Source organism: Serinicoccus sediminis, from assembly GCF_004153545.1.
GTDB classification, from domain to species: Bacteria; Actinomycetota; Actinomycetes; order Actinomycetales; family Dermatophilaceae; genus Ornithinicoccus; species Ornithinicoccus sediminis_A.
Genome location: NZ_SDVA01000002.1, coordinates 210,328 through 225,133, shown reverse-complemented (window position 1 = coordinate 225,133; position 14,806 = coordinate 210,328). Strand labels below are relative to the sequence as shown.

General features: G+C 70.9%; 14 protein-coding genes. 12 read left to right on the top strand and 2 right to left on the bottom strand.

Annotation, left to right across the window (positions count from 1 at the left end; translation table 11 throughout):
• Position 1 precedes the first annotated feature (1 nt).
• The 10 genes from rpsF to EUS26_RS03575 all read left to right on the top strand — a co-directional run bounded on the left by rpsF (position 2) and on the right by EUS26_RS03575 (position 9,124).
• Positions 2–289 (top strand): 30S ribosomal protein S6, encoded by a 288-nt coding sequence (rpsF, locus tag EUS26_RS03620; RefSeq protein WP_130011812.1) that lies wholly within the window; start codon positions 2–4, stop codon positions 287–289.
• A gap of 61 nt (positions 290–350) precedes the next feature.
• The gene (locus EUS26_RS03615) at positions 351–989 is read left to right on the top strand and encodes a single-stranded DNA-binding protein (protein ID WP_130011811.1); all 639 of its coding nucleotides are present in this window, start codon (positions 351–353) and stop codon (positions 987–989) included.
• 89 nt (positions 990–1,078) lie between these two features.
• Positions 1,079–1,315, top strand: coding sequence for a 30S ribosomal protein S18 (gene rpsR, locus EUS26_RS03610; protein ID WP_010147233.1), 237 nt, complete (start codon positions 1,079–1,081; stop codon positions 1,313–1,315).
• A gap of 20 nt (positions 1,316–1,335) precedes the next feature.
• Positions 1,336–1,785: a 50S ribosomal protein L9 gene (gene rplI / locus EUS26_RS03605; RefSeq protein WP_130011810.1), complete on the top strand. Its 450-nt coding sequence runs from the start codon at positions 1,336–1,338 to the stop codon at positions 1,783–1,785.
• 232 nt (positions 1,786–2,017) lie between these two features.
• Entirely contained in the window at positions 2,018–3,043 is a 1,026-nt protein-coding gene (locus EUS26_RS03600) for a LacI family DNA-binding transcriptional regulator (protein WP_130011809.1), read from the top strand.
• Positions 3,040–4,326, top strand: a complete 1,287-nt coding sequence (locus EUS26_RS03595; protein WP_130011808.1) for an extracellular solute-binding protein — start codon at positions 3,040–3,042, stop codon at positions 4,324–4,326. The genes EUS26_RS03600 and EUS26_RS03595 overlap by 4 nt, the downstream gene beginning before the upstream one ends.
• 4 nt (positions 4,327–4,330) lie before the next feature.
• Positions 4,331–5,242 carry a carbohydrate ABC transporter permease gene (locus EUS26_RS03590; RefSeq protein WP_165368490.1) on the top strand — a complete coding sequence of 304 codons (912 nt, stop codon included), beginning with the start codon at positions 4,331–4,333 and terminating at the stop codon, positions 5,240–5,242.
• 1 nt (position 5,243) lies between these two features.
• Positions 5,244–6,077: a carbohydrate ABC transporter permease gene (locus EUS26_RS03585; RefSeq protein WP_130011807.1), complete on the top strand. Its 834-nt coding sequence runs from the start codon at positions 5,244–5,246 to the stop codon at positions 6,075–6,077.
• A gap of 3 nt (positions 6,078–6,080) precedes the next feature.
• Positions 6,081–7,076, top strand: coding sequence for a glycoside hydrolase family 130 protein (locus EUS26_RS03580; RefSeq protein WP_130011806.1), 996 nt, complete (start codon positions 6,081–6,083; stop codon positions 7,074–7,076).
• Positions 7,073–9,124: a hypothetical protein gene (locus tag EUS26_RS03575; RefSeq protein WP_130011805.1), complete on the top strand. Its 2,052-nt coding sequence runs from the start codon at positions 7,073–7,075 to the stop codon at positions 9,122–9,124. The genes EUS26_RS03580 and EUS26_RS03575 overlap by 4 nt, the downstream gene beginning before the upstream one ends.
• A 93-nt stretch (positions 9,125–9,217) precedes the next feature.
• Here the strand turns inward: EUS26_RS03575 and EUS26_RS03570 are convergent, their stop codons facing one another.
• The gene (locus EUS26_RS03570; RefSeq protein WP_130011804.1) at positions 9,218–10,552 is read right to left on the bottom strand and encodes an MATE family efflux transporter; all 1,335 of its coding nucleotides are present in this window, start codon (positions 10,550–10,552) and stop codon (positions 9,218–9,220) included.
• Between the two features lie 36 nt (positions 10,553–10,588).
• Positions 10,589–11,038: an Hsp20/alpha crystallin family protein gene (locus tag EUS26_RS03565; protein ID WP_202865037.1), complete on the bottom strand. Its 450-nt coding sequence runs from the start codon at positions 11,036–11,038 to the stop codon at positions 10,589–10,591.
• A gap of 372 nt (positions 11,039–11,410) precedes the next feature.
• On the opposite strand from EUS26_RS03565, the gene dnaB reads away from it, so the two are divergent.
• Positions 11,411–13,987 carry a replicative DNA helicase gene (dnaB, locus tag EUS26_RS03560; RefSeq protein WP_130011802.1) on the top strand — a complete coding sequence of 859 codons (2,577 nt, stop codon included), beginning with the start codon at positions 11,411–11,413 and terminating at the stop codon, positions 13,985–13,987.
• Between the two features lie 282 nt (positions 13,988–14,269).
• On the top strand, positions 14,270–14,668 hold the full coding sequence (locus EUS26_RS03555) for a PIN domain-containing protein (RefSeq protein ID WP_130011801.1): 399 nt from the start codon (positions 14,270–14,272) through the stop codon (positions 14,666–14,668).
• The last annotated feature ends 138 nt before the right edge of the window (positions 14,669–14,806 follow it).

Sequence of the window (14,806 nt, the reverse complement as noted above, 5' to 3'; positions counted from 1 at the left end):
CATGCGTCAGTACGAACTCATGATCATCCTCGACCCCGAGACCGATGAGCGCACCCTGCAGCCCACGCTGGAGAAGATGCTCGCCGTCGTCCCCAAGGACGGTGGCTCGGTCGACGAGATCGACGTCATGGGCCGGCGCCGCCTGGCCTACGAGATCAAGAAGCAGGCCGAGGGCATCTACGCCGTGGTCAACCTGACCGCGGAGCCCGCGACCGCCAAGGAGCTCGACCGTCAGCTCGGGCTCAACGAGTCCGTCCTGCGGACCAAGCTGCTGCGCCGCGACGCCTGAGCGGCGCGCACCGCACACCCCGCACAGCCCCGCCCGCACGACCCGCGAAGGAGCACCTGACATGGCCGGAGAGACTCCGATCACCGTCGTCGGCAACCTGACCGCCGACCCCGAGCTGCGCTTCACCCCCAGCGGTGCGGCCGTCGCCAACTTCACCGTGGCGTCCACGCCGCGGCAGTTCGACCGTCAGACCAACGAGTTCAAGGACGGCGAGACGCTGTTCATGCGCTGCTCGGTCTGGCGCGAGGCCGCCGAGCACGTCTCGGAGTCGCTGCACCGCGGGGACCGCGTCATCGCGACCGGCCGGCTCGTCTCCCGCTCCTGGCAGACCCAGGAGGGCGAGAACCGCACGGTCATGGAGATGCAGGTCGACGAGGTCGGTCCGTCCATGCGGTATGCCACCGCCCAGGTCACCAAGGCCCAGCGCGGCCAGGGTGGCGGCGGCGGTGGAGGCGGCTGGCAGGGCGGCCAGGGTGGCCAGTCCGGCGGCCAGCAGGGCGGTTGGGGCGGCGGCTCCGGCGGCCAGCAGGGCGGCCAGGGCGGCCAGTCCGGTGGTCAGCAGGGCGGCGGCCAGCAGGCCCCGGCCAACGACCCCTGGGCCACCGGCGGGGCGAGCAACACCTCCGGTGGCGGGTCCGGCAGCTCCGGCGGGGGCTCGGGGTGGGGCGGCGCGCCGTCCTACGACGAGCCGCCGTTCTGAGCCGGCCCGCTCACCACAGCACCACACCGTTCAACCACCACCATCCCGAGCGATGAGCTCGGGCTCTCACGAAAGGGGAGAGCACCACGATGGCCAAGCCCGTCATGCGTAAGCCGAAGAAGAAGGCGAACCCGCTCAAGTCCGCGAAGATCGAGTCGATCGACTACAAGGACACCGCGCTGCTGCGCAAGTTCATCTCCGACCGGGGCAAGATCCGCGCCCGTCGGGTGACCGGTGTCTCCGTCCAGGAGCAGCGCCGCATCGCCAACGCCGTCAAGAACGCCCGCGAGATGGCGCTGCTGCCCTACAGCAGCTCCGCCCGCTGAGCCGGCGAAGGAGCATCCACATGAAGATCATCCTGACCCAGCCCGTCACCGGCCTCGGTGACGCCGGTGACGTCGTCGACGTCAAGGACGGCTACGCCCGCAACTTCCTGCTGCCCCGCAAGGTGGCCACGCCCTGGACCAAGGGCGGCCAGAAGCAGGTCGACTCGATCAAGGCTGCGCGCGCCAAGCGCGCCGTCCGCAGCGCCGAGGACGCCGCCGCCGCCAAGGCCCGGCTCGAGGGCGCCGAGATCACCGTCGCCGCGCGCGCCGGCTCCGGCGGTCGACTCTTCGGCGCCGTCACCCCCGGTGAGATCGCCGACGCGATCGTCGCCGGTGGCGGCCCGCAGGTCGACAAGCGCCGCATCGAGGTCCGCACCCCGATCCGCAGCGTCGGTGAGCACGCCGTGCACGTGCGTCTGCACGAGGACGTCGCAGCCGACGTCACCGTGAGCGTCGTCGCCAACGCCTGAGCACCACCCGCGCCGCAGCGGCGCGCGACGAAGGCCCCGCCTCCTCCTGGGAGGCGGGGCCTTCGGCGTCCCGGGGGGTGGTGGCGGCGACCGATGGGAACCGTGGGATCGCCGCCGGGGGCGGGGCGGTAGGACACCGCCACCACCGTGCCTCATCAAACTTCATCAAACCGGTTGACCTCATTGTCAAACCGGTTTACTTTCGAGAGGAACGACGCGAAGGAGCGTGCTCATGGGTCGACCGACCATCGGTGACGTCGCCAGTGCTGCTGGGGTGACGAAGGCCACGGTCTCGCACGCCTTCAGCGGGAAGCGACCCATCAGCCCGGCCACCAAGGCGCGCATCGTGGCGGCCGCGGAGGAGCTCAACTGGGTGCCGAGCTCGCTCGCCCGCGCCCTCGCCACCCGGCGGGCCAACGCCATCGGGATCGTGCTCGCCCGCGACCCGGAGATCCTCGCGTCCGACGCGTTCTTCCCGGCCTTCATCGCAGGGGTCGAGGCGGCCCTGGCCCCGCGCGAGGTCGCCCTCGTCCTGCAGGTGGCCAGCACCCGCGCGGGTGAGGAGAGGGCCTACCGCGCCATGGCGCAGGGGCGCGCCGACGGCGTCGTCGTCCTCGACCTGCACGCGGCGGACTGGCGGGTGCCGTTCCTCGAGGAGCTCGGGCTGCCGGCCGTCCTGCTCGGTGCCTACGAGGACGCGAGCACGTTCTCGTGCGTGCGCACCGACGACGCCGCCCCCGTCCGCGAGCTGGTCGATCACCTCCTCGCGCAGGGGCATACGCGCATCGCCCACGTCTCCGGGCCGATGGGCTACGTCCACTCGAGGGTCCGCGCCTCGGCCTACCTCGAGCGGACCGGGAGCGACGAGCTGCTGCGCCAGGGCGACTTCACCGCGCGCACCGGTCGGGATCTCACCGCTGAGCTGCTGGACCTGCCGGAGCGCCCCACGGCCATCGTCTACGCCAACGACACCATGGCGATCGCCGGGCTGTCCTACGCCCGGTCACGCGGTCTGCGCATCCCGGAGGACCTGGCGGTGGCCGGGTTCGACGACGACCACCTCTCCGCCCACCTGTCCCCGCCGCTGACCAGCGTGTCCACCGACCCGCGCCGGCGCGGCGAGGTCGCCGCGGAGCAGCTGCTGCTCGACATCTCCGGCCGCCCGCCCCGCTCGATCACCCTCGACTGCACCCGTCTGCGCCTCCGGGACAGCACCGGCGCCAGCACCGAACCCCCTCACCCAAGGAGCAACGCATGAGATTCGTCCGACCCCTCGCCCTGGTGTCCATCGGCCTCCTGGTCGCGGCCTGCTCCGGCGGCGGCGACAGCGGCGGCGGTGGCGGCGACGACGGCGGCGAGGCCGCCGCGACCGGCCCCATCGAGATCTGGTTGTCCAACAACGAGCAGGAGCTGGCCTGGGGCGAGTCCGTCGTCGAGGCCTGGAACGCCGAGAACCCGGACCAGGAGGTCACGGCCCAGGAGATCCCGGCGGGGTCCTCCTCGGAGGAGGCCATCACCGCCGCCATCACGGCGGGGACAGCGCCCTGCCTGGTCTTCAACATCGCCACCGCGGCGGTCTCGGGGTGGGTGCGGCAGGGTGGTCTCGTCGACCTGTCCGGCTTCGAGGACGGCGCGAGCTACATCGAGGAGCGCGGCGGGGAAGGCGCCCAGGCCTACGCCATCGACGGGAGCTACTACCAGCTTCCCTGGAAGTCCAACCCGGTGATGATCATGTACAACAAGACGATCTTCGAGGAGGCCGGGCTGGACCCGGAGGACCCGCAGATGGCCAGCTACGAGGACTTCCTCGCCGGGGCGCAGCAGATCGTGGACTCGGGGGCGTCCGAGAGCGCCATCTGGCCGGCGCCGACCAACGAGTTCTACCAGCCCTGGTTCGACTACTACCCGCTCTACCTGGCGGAGACGGGCGGCACGGTCCTGGTCGAGGACGGTGAGGCCACCTTCGACAGCGAGGAGGGGCGCACGGTCGCCGAGTTCTGGGCGACGGTGTACGAGGACGGGCTCGCGCCGAAGGAGGCCTCGACCGACGACGCCATGTCGGCGGGCACGACCGCGATGCAGCTCGCCGGTCCGTGGGCCATCCCGTCGTACGCCGAGACCGTGGACGTCGGCTTCATGCCGGTGCCCACCAGCACGGGGACCGACGACGTCTACACCTTCGCGGACTCCAAGAACGTCTCGATGTTCACGACCTGCGAGAACCAGGGCACCGCCTGGGAGTTCCTCCAGTTCGCCACGAGCACGGACAGCGACGGCCAGCTGCTCGAGCTGACCGGCCAGATGCCGCTGCGCACCGACCTCGCCGACACCTACGCCGACTACTTCGAGGCGAACCCCGACTACGTCTCCTTCGCCGAGCAGGCCGAGCGGGTCGGCGACGTGCCCAGCATCCCCAACTCGGTGGAGGTGTGGCAGACCTTCCGCGACGGCTACTCCGCCGCGGTGATCTTCGGCACCACCCCGATCGAGGACTTCCTCAGCGAGACGTCGGCCCAGGTCGACGAGCTCGCCCAGGGCTGAGCCGGTGACCGCTGCCCCGGCAGCCGGTCGCCCCCGGCTGCGCACCCGCCTCCTGGGTGCGCAGCCGATCGGGGCCCTCTTCGCGCTGCCCTACCTCGTGTTCGTGGCGGTCATCTTCGCCTACCCCCTGGGCTTCGCGGTCTACATCGCCTTCCACGACTACTTCTTCACCGCACCCGGCGTCGACGTGCCCAAGCCCTTCGTCGGGCTGGACAACTTCGCCAGCGTGCTGACCGACCCGCAGGTGCTGCAGTCGTTCCGCAACACCGCGGTCTTCCTCGTCATCAACGTGCCGCTCACCGTCGTCCTCGCCCTGGTCCTCGCCACGGCGCTGGACAGCGGCATCCGCTGGGTGGCGGCATACCGGGTCGCGTTCTACGTCCCTTACCTCACCGCGAGCGTGTCGCTGGTGGGGGTGTGGATGCTGCTCTTCTCCTCCGGCGGGCTCGTCAACAGCGTCCTCGGACCGCTCGCGCCGAACCCGTCCTGGCTGATCAACTCCGCCCTGGCCATGCCGACGATCGCGCTCTACGTGACGTGGAAGCAGCTGGGCTTCTACATCCTGCTCTACCTCGCGGCGCTGCAGAACGTGCCGCGGGAACGGCACGAGTCGGCGATGACCGACGGCGCCAACGCGTGGCAGCGCTTCGCGCACGTCACCGTCCCCGGCGTGCGCCCGGTCACCACCCTCGTCCTGATCCTCGCCATCATCACCGGCGCCAACCTCTTCACCGAGCCCTACCTGCTCACCAACGGCGGCGGGCCCGACGGCGCGTCGTCGACCCCCGTCCTGCTCATCTACCAGCAGGGCATCCAGCAGCAGAACCCGGACACGGCAGCCGCGATCGGCATGCTGCTCGTCATCGTCGTGGGGATGCTCTCGCTGGCCGCCAACCGGATCAACAGGGAGGCCTGACATGGGTCACCGACGCTCCACCTGGGTGCGCTACCTGCTCCTCACCACGGCAGCGCTGGTCTTCGCCTTCCCCTTCTACTTCATGGTCGTCGGCGCCTTCCAGCAGGCGCCGACCAACTCCCCGGAGTCCCTCGTGCCCACCTCGGGGTGGACACTGGGCAACTTCGCCGCCATCGACGCCCGTATCGACCTCGTCCGCTCGCTGGTCAACTCGCTGATCTTCACGGTGGGCGTCCTGCTCGGGACGGTCGTCTTCGGCCTGCTCGCGGGGTATGCCATGGCGCGGCTCGACTTCCGCGGTCGCGGGGCGACGTGGGTGCTCATGCTGCTCGTGCAGATGGTGCCCTTCCAGCTGCTGATGATCCCGCTCTACGTGCAGATCACCCGGGGCTTCGGGCTCGGCGACACCTACCTCGGCATGATCGCGCCGTTCGCCATCAACACCACGGCCGTGTTCATCTTCACCCAGTTCTTCCGGGCACTGCCGCAGGAGATGTTCGAGGCGGCCCGCGTCGACGGGGCGGGTGAGCTGCGCATCCTCACCTCGATCGCCGCGCCGCTGGTCCGGCCCGCCCTGGTGACGGTGGTGCTCGTGACCTTCATCGGCCCGTGGAACGAGTTCCTGTGGCCCTTCCTCATCACCAAGGACGCCAGCCTCCAGCCCATGGCGGTGTCCCTGGCCAACTACATCTCCAACGTCGCCCAGTCCACCGCCAACCCCAACGGGGCCATCCTGGCCGGCGCCACCGCGCTGGCGTTCCCCGTCGTCATCCTCTTCGTCCTGTTCCAGCGGTACTTCACCGCCTCCGACCTCGGCACCGCCGTGAAGGGCTGATCCATGTTCACCGGAGCACACTTCCCCCTCGGGCCGTTCACGCCCTACGAGCACAACCCCATCCTGCGCCCGCGCGGCGGCTCGTGGGAGTCCGGCAACCTCTACAACCCCGCGGCGCTGGTCGACGGCGACGAGGTCGTGCTGCTCTACCGCGCCCACGCCGAGGACATCGTGTCGCACGTCGGGCTGGCGCGCAGCAGCGACGGCTTCACCTTCGAGCGGGAGGAGGAGCCCGTCCTGTCACCGAGCGAGGACTACGAGCGCTACGGCTGCGAGGACCCGCGCATCGCCCTGATCGACGGGACCTACTACCTGACCTACACCGGATGGGACCGACGCGCGGCCCAGCTGTGCCTGGCGACCTCGACCGACCTGCATACCTGGACCAAGCACGGGCCGCTCTTCGAGGACTTCGACACCTTCGCCACCGTCGACCCCCGGGGCCACACCTGGTCCAAGGCCGGGGTCATCGTGCCGGTGCAGATGCAGGGGAAGTGGTGGATGTACTTCGGCGAGGGCGGCATCTACTGGGCCACCAGCGACGACCTCGTCCACTGGACCCCGGGCACCCCGGACACCGAGCCGATGTATGCCCCGACGCCGGGCTCCTTCGACGCCGACCTCGTCGAGATCGGCACCTCGCCGGTGCTCACCGACAACGGCCTGCTGCTCATGCTCACCAACGGTGCGACGCGCACGGTGCACGACGACGGCTCGGTCGATGTCGACTACCGGTGCGGCCAGATCGCCATCGACCCCGACCACCCGACCCGCGTGCTGGCCCGCCTCCAGGAGCCGTGGCTGCGACCGCAGACCTTCGAGGACACCCACGGGCTGGTGTCCAACGTCACCTTCGTCGAGGGGCTGGTCCACTTCCACGGGAAGTGGTTCGCCTACTACGGCCAGTCCGACACGACCCTCGCGGTCGCCGTGCACGACCCGAACCAGCGCTGGGGTTCCTCCCTCGGTGCCCTCACCGAGCAGGAGACCCGATCATGACCACCCGACGCACCTTCCTCACCCTCTCCGCCGCCGCGCCCGCCGGGGCGGTCCTCGCGCAACCCACCCTCGCCGGACCCGCGACCGCCGCGCCAGGGACCACCGGGCGGCGACCCGGGGGCAGGACGAGGCTGACCAACCTGGCGCACCTGCGCTTCCTGCTGGACGAGGTGCCCCTGCGACGGGACGGGACGCACACCACGTTCGACATCGAGGACGACCCTGCCGGTCTCGCCCCGTGGACGTATGCGGACGCCGACGGCGACGGCTACCGCCGGGTGGGCGGGGGGACGTTGGACCCGGCCACCGGCGACTGGACGCAGGGCGCCTACAACGCCGACGACATCAGCCGCGCGGCCGTGGTCTTCCTGCGCGACTGGCAGCAGACCAGGGACCGCAGGAGCAAGGAGGAGGCCTACCAGCTGCTGCGCACGCTGACCTACCTGCAGAACGACAGCGGCCCCGACGCCGGCCGGGTGGTCCTCTGGCAGCAGGCCGACGGCACCCTCAACCCCAGCGCCGAGCCGGTCGAGCTGCCGGACCCGTCCGACTCGGCCGAGTCGTACTGGCTCGCCCGGACGGTGTGGGCCCTGGGGGAGGGGTATGCCGTGTTCCGGCGCGGCGAGCCCCGCTTCGCCCGCTTCCTGCTGCGCCGGCTGCACCTGTGCCTGGACGCGCTGGAGCGGGAGTCGCTCGGCCGGTACGGGCAGTGGGTGACCAGCGACGGGGTGCGGCTGCCGGCCTGGCTCATCGCCGGCGGGGCTGACGCCACCGCAGAGGCCGTGCTCGGCCTGGTGGCCGTCGTCGACCGCGGGCCGAAGGACCGACGGGTGCTGCGCGCCCTGGACCGCTACGCCGAGGGCATCGCGGCGATGGCGACCGACCGGGACGGCGAGTGGCCCTTCGGTGCCGTGCTGCCCTGGACCGGGTCCCTCGGCTTCTGGCACGCCTGGGGTGCCGCCGCGCCGGAGGCGCTCGCCACGGCCGGGCAGGTCCGTCGGCGGCGGGCCTGGGTCCGGGCGGCGGTCGCCGACGCCGGGACCTTCACCCCGCAGGTGCTCACGGCGGGTGGTCCGCACAACGCCTGGGCGCCGGCCCCCGCCGAGGCCCAGATCGCCTACGGCGCGCACGGACGTGTCGCGGGGGCGGTGGCGGCCGCTGAGGCCGGCGGCGGGTGGGGGCTGCTGGAGATCGCCGGGCTCGCCGCGGGCTGGTTCTTCGGGGCCAACACGGCCGGGGTGCCGACCTACGACCCGTCGACCGGCGTCACCGTCGACGGGGTGGAGACCGACGGTCGGGTGAACCGCAACTCCGGTGCTGAGTCCACCATCCACGGGCTGCTCACCATGCTGCTGCTGGACGAGCGCCCCCGGGTGGCCGAGGTCGCCCGCTCGATCACCGGCATCGCCTCCTTCGACGGGCTGCAGGTGCTGGACGCCGAGGCGGCGCGGCTGAGCCCGGGATGCCGGGTCGTGCAGCGGGAGGAGGGTGCCTGGATCGGCGAGGGCAACCTGGTCGGAGGCGGGTACGTCGAGGTGCCTGCGGGCGACTGGGTCGAGTTCGACGTCGACGTCGCCGACGGCGGCTGGGCGCATCCGCTCGCCTGGCGCACCGCCGAGGAGGCCGGTGACGCGACCTGGGAGGTCGTGGGCGGTGCGGTGCTGGGGACGACGGCCAACGGCGGCACCGGCCCGGCCGGGCTCACCGAGGTCGAGGGCAGCCTCGTGCCGCAGCTGCTCGAGCGCCCGCTCCCCGAGGGCCCGCTGACCCTGCGCTGCACGAGCGCCGGCGCGCTCCGGCTCGACGCGCTGATCGTCCGTCCCGCCGTCGCCACGGTCGTCTACGACACCACCGGGGCCGACGCCGTGCTGTACGCCGGGTCCACCTCGCGTCCCGCCCGGGTCACTGCGCTCGGCAGCACGGCCGGCGCGCGCTTCGACCAGGACGGCGAGTTCGAGGGGCGGCAGCCGGCGACCGGCACCGTCGTCGTGCCGGCACGCGGCTTCACCGTGACCCGCGAAGGCCTGGTGAAGGGACACCGCGGCTGAGCGGAGGTTGCCACGCCTGTCACCGACGGTCGTCGAGCGGCCCCGGCGGGGGTTCGTCCGATGGTGACGGTGTCGGGCACTGCCCCCTGCCGCTCAGCGCTCGGCGCCGACCACCATCCACTGCTCCCCGCTGGCCCGCCGCCACATGAGCAGGGCCCGGACGCTCATGAAGCCGGTGAAGGCGACCCACAGCCAGACGAGCCCGGTCGTGCCGTCGACACCGCTGAGCCGGACCCCCAGCACCATCGGCAGGTAGGCCACGGTCGCCGCGGTCTGCGCCCAGGCCAGCCAGCGGGTGTCGCCGGCGCCGATGAGCACGCCGTCGAGGATGAACGCGATGCCGGCGATCGGCTGTCCGACCGCGACGACGACGAGTGCGGCACCCAGGGCGGAACGGACGTCGGCGTCCTGGCTGAAGCCCAGCGGGATGACGCGGTGCAGCAGCAGGATGACGCCGGTGAGGACGACCCCGAACCAGATCGACCACCGCACCATGAGGGCGGTCGCGGCGCGGGTGCCCTCGGTGTCGCTGGCGCCGAGCGTCTTGCCGGTGAGCGCCTGGGCGGCGATGGCGAGGGCGTCGAGCGCGAAGGCGAGCGTGGACCAGACCGTCATCGCGACCTGGTGGGCGGCGAGCTGCTCGTCACCCAGCCCGGCGGCCGACCAGGTGGTGAGCAGCAGGGCCGCGCGCAGGGCGGCGGTCCGCACGAGCAGCGGCACCCCGCCGCGCGCCGCGCGCAGCACCCCGGCCCCGTGGAAGGTGAGGGACGACCCCAGCCGGCGGGCCCCCCGGACGACGACGAGGACGAGACCCAGCGCCATACCGGTCTGCGCGAGGACGGTGCCGATCGCGGCCCCGGCGATCCCCCACCCGACGCCGTGCACGAGCAGCAGCGACAGCAGCCCGTTGGCGGAGAAGCCGACGACCGACGCGACGAGGGGGGTGCGGGTGTCCTGCAGTCCCCGCAGGACGCCGGTGGCCGCCAGGACGACGAGCATCGACGGTATGCCGAGCGCCGACCAGCGCAGGTAGGTCACCGCTTCCTCGGCGACCGCCGGGCCCGCGCCGAACAGCTGGACGAGCGGCCCGGCGAGCAGCGCGGTCGCCACCGCCGCCACGGCTCCGAGCAGCAGGGCGAGCCAGATGCCGTCGATGCCCGCGCTGACGGCGCCCCGCTGGTCTCCCGCACCGAGACGACGGGCCACGACGGCGGTCGTGCCGTAGGCCAGGAAGACGAAGATGTTGACCGCGGTCAGCAGGACCGCGCTCGCGACCCCGAGACCGGCCAGGGCGGACGTGCCGAGGTAGCCGACGATCGCCGAGTCCGCGAGCAGGAACAGGGGCTCGGCCACCAGGGCGAGGAAAGCGGGGACGGCCAGGCGCAGGATCTCCCTGGCCTGGCCGTCCCGCGGGGCGGGTGGGGTCACCCGCCCGAGTGTGTCACCGGGGTCCGACGGAGCCCGTCACTGCCCTGCGGACGCGCCCTCGGGGACCCTCTCGCCCTCGATGCTGTGCTGACCGCGGTGGGTGACGTTGATCTTGCGCGGCTTGGCCTCCTCCGCGACGGGGAAGGTCAGCGTCAGGACGCCGTCGGTGTAGTCGGCCTCGATGCGGTCCAGCGCCACCCCGTAGCCGAGGGTCAGCTGCCGGGCGAAGGTGCCGGCGGGCCGCTCGTGGGAGAGCCACTGCTCGACGTCGGTCTGCTCCCGCCGCTCGGCGCGCAGGGTCAGGGTGCGGTCCTCGACGTCGATGTCGATCGACCCCGGGTCGACGCCGGGGAGGTCGACACGCGCGACGAAGTGGTCGCCGGCGCGGTACAGATCCATCGGCATGGCGGACGCGGTGGTGGGGGCCGTGCGCAGCTCGGACATCAGGCGGTCCATCTCGCGCAGCGGGTCGAAGCGGTTCATCAGGTTCCTCCTTGTCTCGACGCGGGTGCATTAGCACTCGTGCTTATAGAGTGCTAAACGCGGCTGGGGGTGTCAACCTTCCCAGGCGTGCTCCGACGACTTTTCGTCCACAGGCTGTGGGGAGCGTCGTCGCAGGTGAGAGCGCCGGTGTGACCCAAGTTCCTGGACCGTCCACAGTCTTGTCCACACCGCCGCGCGGCGCGTCCTCCGCTCGTCCCCACCGTGTCCCCAGGGTGTCCACACCCCCTCCACAGGGCAGTGCTGCGCGGAGCGCTCCGGGGCCGTACGGTGGGCCGTCGGCAGTAGGGCGCGCGGGTCTGTCGGCAGGCGGTGCTGGACTGGCCCGCACACGAGTTCGAACGTCGGGAGGCCGGTATGGCGCTGAGCGAGATGGAGGTCTACGGACCTCCGGACCAGGGCACGGGTGGGGGCCCGGAGGACCGGCTGCCGCCGCAGGACGTCGCTGCCGAGCGCAGTGCGCTCGGCTCCATGATGCTGTCCAAGGACGCCATCGCCGAGTGCTCGGAGATGGTCAAGGCGCAGGACTTCTACCGCCCGGCGCACGAGACGATCTTCGAGGCGTGCGTCGACCTCTACTCGCGGGGCGAGCCGGTCGACGCGATCACCGTCGGCGACGAGCTGACCAAGCGGGGCGACCTGCAGCGCATCGGGGGCACGGCATACCTGCACCAGCTCATCGCCGAGGTGCCGACGGCCGCCAACGCGGCGTTCTACGCGGAGATCGTCGCCGAGCGTGCGGTGCTGCGGCGCCTGGTCGACGCCGGCACGCGGATCGTCCAGATCGGCTACCAGGGGGGCGACGTCGAGGACATCGTCAACGCCGCCCAGGCGGAGGTGTATGCCGTCGCGGACAAGCGCGGCGGTGAGGACTACCACGCGCTCGGCATGCTCATCGAGCCCACGATGGACGAGATCGAGCACGCGGCCGGGTCCTCGGGGGAGATGACCGGTGTGCCGACCGGGTTCACCGAGCTCGACGAGCTCACCAACGGCCTGCACCCGGGGCAGATGGTCATCATCGCGGCCAGGCCTGCTGTCGGGAAGGCGCTCGCGCTGGAGACCCCGCTGCCGACACCGACGGGGTGGACAACGATGGGGGACGTCGTCGTAGGCGACGAGCTGCTGGGGGCCGATGGTCGGCCGACCTTGGTGGTCGCTGCGACCGAGGTCATGCACGATCGTCCCTGCTACGAAGTGGAGTTCTCCGACGGGTCGGTCATCGTGGCTGACGAGGAGCATCTGTGGGAGACCAGCACGCGAGCAGAGCGGCGGGGCCTTAGGCAGGATGTGTCGTCCGCCCGCACCACGGGCGATATCGCGCGAACCCTCCGCTGCGCTACTGCAGAACGACGTCTCAACCACAGCGTCGCTCTCGCGAAGCCTCTCGACCTCCCTGAGGCGCAGTTGGTCCTGCCGCCCTACGTCTTGGGCGTCTGGCTGGGCGACGGTGAGTCTGCTGGTGCGCGGTTCACCTCTGCTGATCCCGAGATCGTCATGCACCTCGAGGCCGAGGGTGTCGAGGTGCGTCATCACGGTGACTACCTTTACTCCCTCCACGTTCCTACAGAGCCCGTCCCTCAACGTGACTGCGTCGTGTGTGGTGAGCCCTTCACCCCGCACACCTCGCAGGTGAAGACGTGCGGTCGCGTCTGCGGTGGCCGGTCGAGGGGTGTGGGATCACCATCTGCGGCGTTCTGTCCAGACTGCGGGGGCCCTTCCAGCGGGTCTCGGAGGTGTCGTGCTTGCTACGCCGACCACGGTTCGGTGCGAGCCCTCCTGCGACGCGTCGGGGTGCTGGGCTACAAGCACATCCCCACGCCATACCTCCGTGCGAGCGAGCCGCAACGGCGAGCACTACTGGCGGGACTCCTTGACACCGACGGCACGGTGGCCGCGAGTGGCTGCCCGCAGTTCACGACCACCTCGCCTCGACTGGCCGAGGACGTCTACGAGCTCGTCGTCGGGTTGGGCTACCGGTGCGGGCGGAGCCAGAGGACTGTCGCAGGACATACTGCAGCCTCCTCAGTCGCGCACACCCTGACCTTCTCCAGTGACGAGGACGTGTTCCGGCTCGAGCGGAAGCGTCTTGTCCACAAAGAACGTCGCGCCAGATCTTTCCAGCGGCGCAACTCACGCTTCATCTGTGCTGTTCGTCCCGTCGACAGCATTCCAGTGCGATGCGTGCAGGTGGCCGCACGTGACCACCTCTACCTCGCTGGCCGCTCGATGATCCCGACCCACAACTCGACCATCGCCCTGGATTTCGCCCGGGCCGCGGCGATCAAGCACCAGATGGCGACGGTCGTCTTCTCCTTGGAGATGAGCCGGACCGAGATCACCATGCGCCTGCTGTCGGCGGAGTCGGAGATCCCGCTGCAAAACATGCGCAAGGGCAACATGCGCGACCGCGACTGGACGCGGCTGGCCGAGACGCAGGGTCGCATCACCGACGCGCCGTTGTTCATCGACGACAGCCCCAACATGTCGCTCATGGAGATTCGGGCCAAGTGCCGACGGCTCAAGCAACGCAACAACCTGCGGATGGTCATCATCGACTACCTGCAGCTCATGAGCTCGGGCAAGCGGGTGGAGTCGCGCCAGCAGGAGGTCGCCGAGTTCTCCCGGGCGCTCAAGCTGCTGGCCAAGGAGCTCGAGGTCCCGGTCATCGCGCTCTCCCAGCTCAACCGTGGGCCGGAGCAGCGGACGGATAAGAAGCCCCAGATGAGCGACCTTCGCGAGTCAGGCAGTATCGAGCAGGACGCGGACGTCGTCATCCTGCTGCACCGGGAATCGCTCTACGAGCGGGAGTCACCCCGAGAGGGCGAAGCTGACGTCATCGTCGCCAAGCACAGAAACGGACCGACGGACACCGTGGTGGTCGCCTTCCAGGGGCACTACAGCAGGTTCACCAACATGGCGAGCAACTTCTAGCCCGGCACGAGGCGGGCGGCCGTGGGGTGCTGCCCACGGTGAGACCGTCCGAGAGCCAGCCCGACCGCGGCGGACCAGAGATGTTGAGCGCGTCCATCCCGGGGCTTCTCGACAAGGTTCGCCACAGACTGTGGATGACGGTGCTACAGGAAATCTGATTGTCGGATGACAGAGGTGGCATGAGGACGATCACCGCCACCGAGGCGTCGCGACGCTGGATGAGCAGTTCGTCACCGATCTGACCGAGGCCATGGGGGCGGTCGCGCAGGAGGTGCCGGACCCGTGGGGCGACGCCTGATCCTGGACACGAACGTCCTGATCAACTACGAGCGAGGTCACGTCGACGTGGCGTCGCTGGACGACGACCAGATCGCCATCGCCGCCCTCACCGTGGCCGAGTACCGCACCGTGATCGAGCTGGCCGACACCGCTGAGCGCGCCGACACCCGGATGCGGGCACTCATGGCCATCGTCGACGCCGTCGGCGTCCTGGACTACACCGAGAGGACGGCCGCTCATCACGCCCGCCTCGTCGCGCACGCGAGACGGTCCGGGCAACCGCGAGGGGCGCACGACCTGATCCTCGCCGCGCCCGCGGCCCAGTCGCGCCGGGTGCTGCTCACCCGGGACGCCTCGGCCCGGTTCGGCGGCCTCCCTGGGGTGACTGCCCACGAGCCCTGACACGTGACGAGCAGGGCCGTGCGGAAGAGTGGTCCGCTCCGGCAGCCGTTCTTCCGGGCGAGGCACGTCGAGCCGCATGGCCGATGTCCTCTGAGCTGCCGACCGGCCATCGTGGTGTGACCAGTCCTCGACCCACCA

Coding starts and splice junctions, on each gene's coding strand:
- rpsF (WP_130011812.1), top strand. CDS start 2: ATGCGTCAGTACGAACTCATGATCATCCTCGACCCCGAGACCGATGAG.
- EUS26_RS03615 (WP_130011811.1), top strand. CDS start 351: ATGGCCGGAGAGACTCCGATCACCGTCGTCGGCAACCTGACCGCCGAC.
- rpsR (WP_010147233.1), top strand. CDS start 1,079: ATGGCCAAGCCCGTCATGCGTAAGCCGAAGAAGAAGGCGAACCCGCTC.
- rplI (WP_130011810.1), top strand. CDS start 1,336: ATGAAGATCATCCTGACCCAGCCCGTCACCGGCCTCGGTGACGCCGGT.
- EUS26_RS03600 (WP_130011809.1), top strand. CDS start 2,018: ATGGGTCGACCGACCATCGGTGACGTCGCCAGTGCTGCTGGGGTGACG.
- EUS26_RS03595 (WP_130011808.1), top strand. CDS start 3,040: ATGAGATTCGTCCGACCCCTCGCCCTGGTGTCCATCGGCCTCCTGGTC.
- EUS26_RS03585 (WP_130011807.1), top strand. CDS start 5,244: ATGGGTCACCGACGCTCCACCTGGGTGCGCTACCTGCTCCTCACCACG.
- EUS26_RS03580 (WP_130011806.1), top strand. CDS start 6,081: ATGTTCACCGGAGCACACTTCCCCCTCGGGCCGTTCACGCCCTACGAG.
- EUS26_RS03575 (WP_130011805.1), top strand. CDS start 7,073: ATGACCACCCGACGCACCTTCCTCACCCTCTCCGCCGCCGCGCCCGCC.
- dnaB (WP_130011802.1), top strand. CDS start 11,411: ATGGCGCTGAGCGAGATGGAGGTCTACGGACCTCCGGACCAGGGCACG.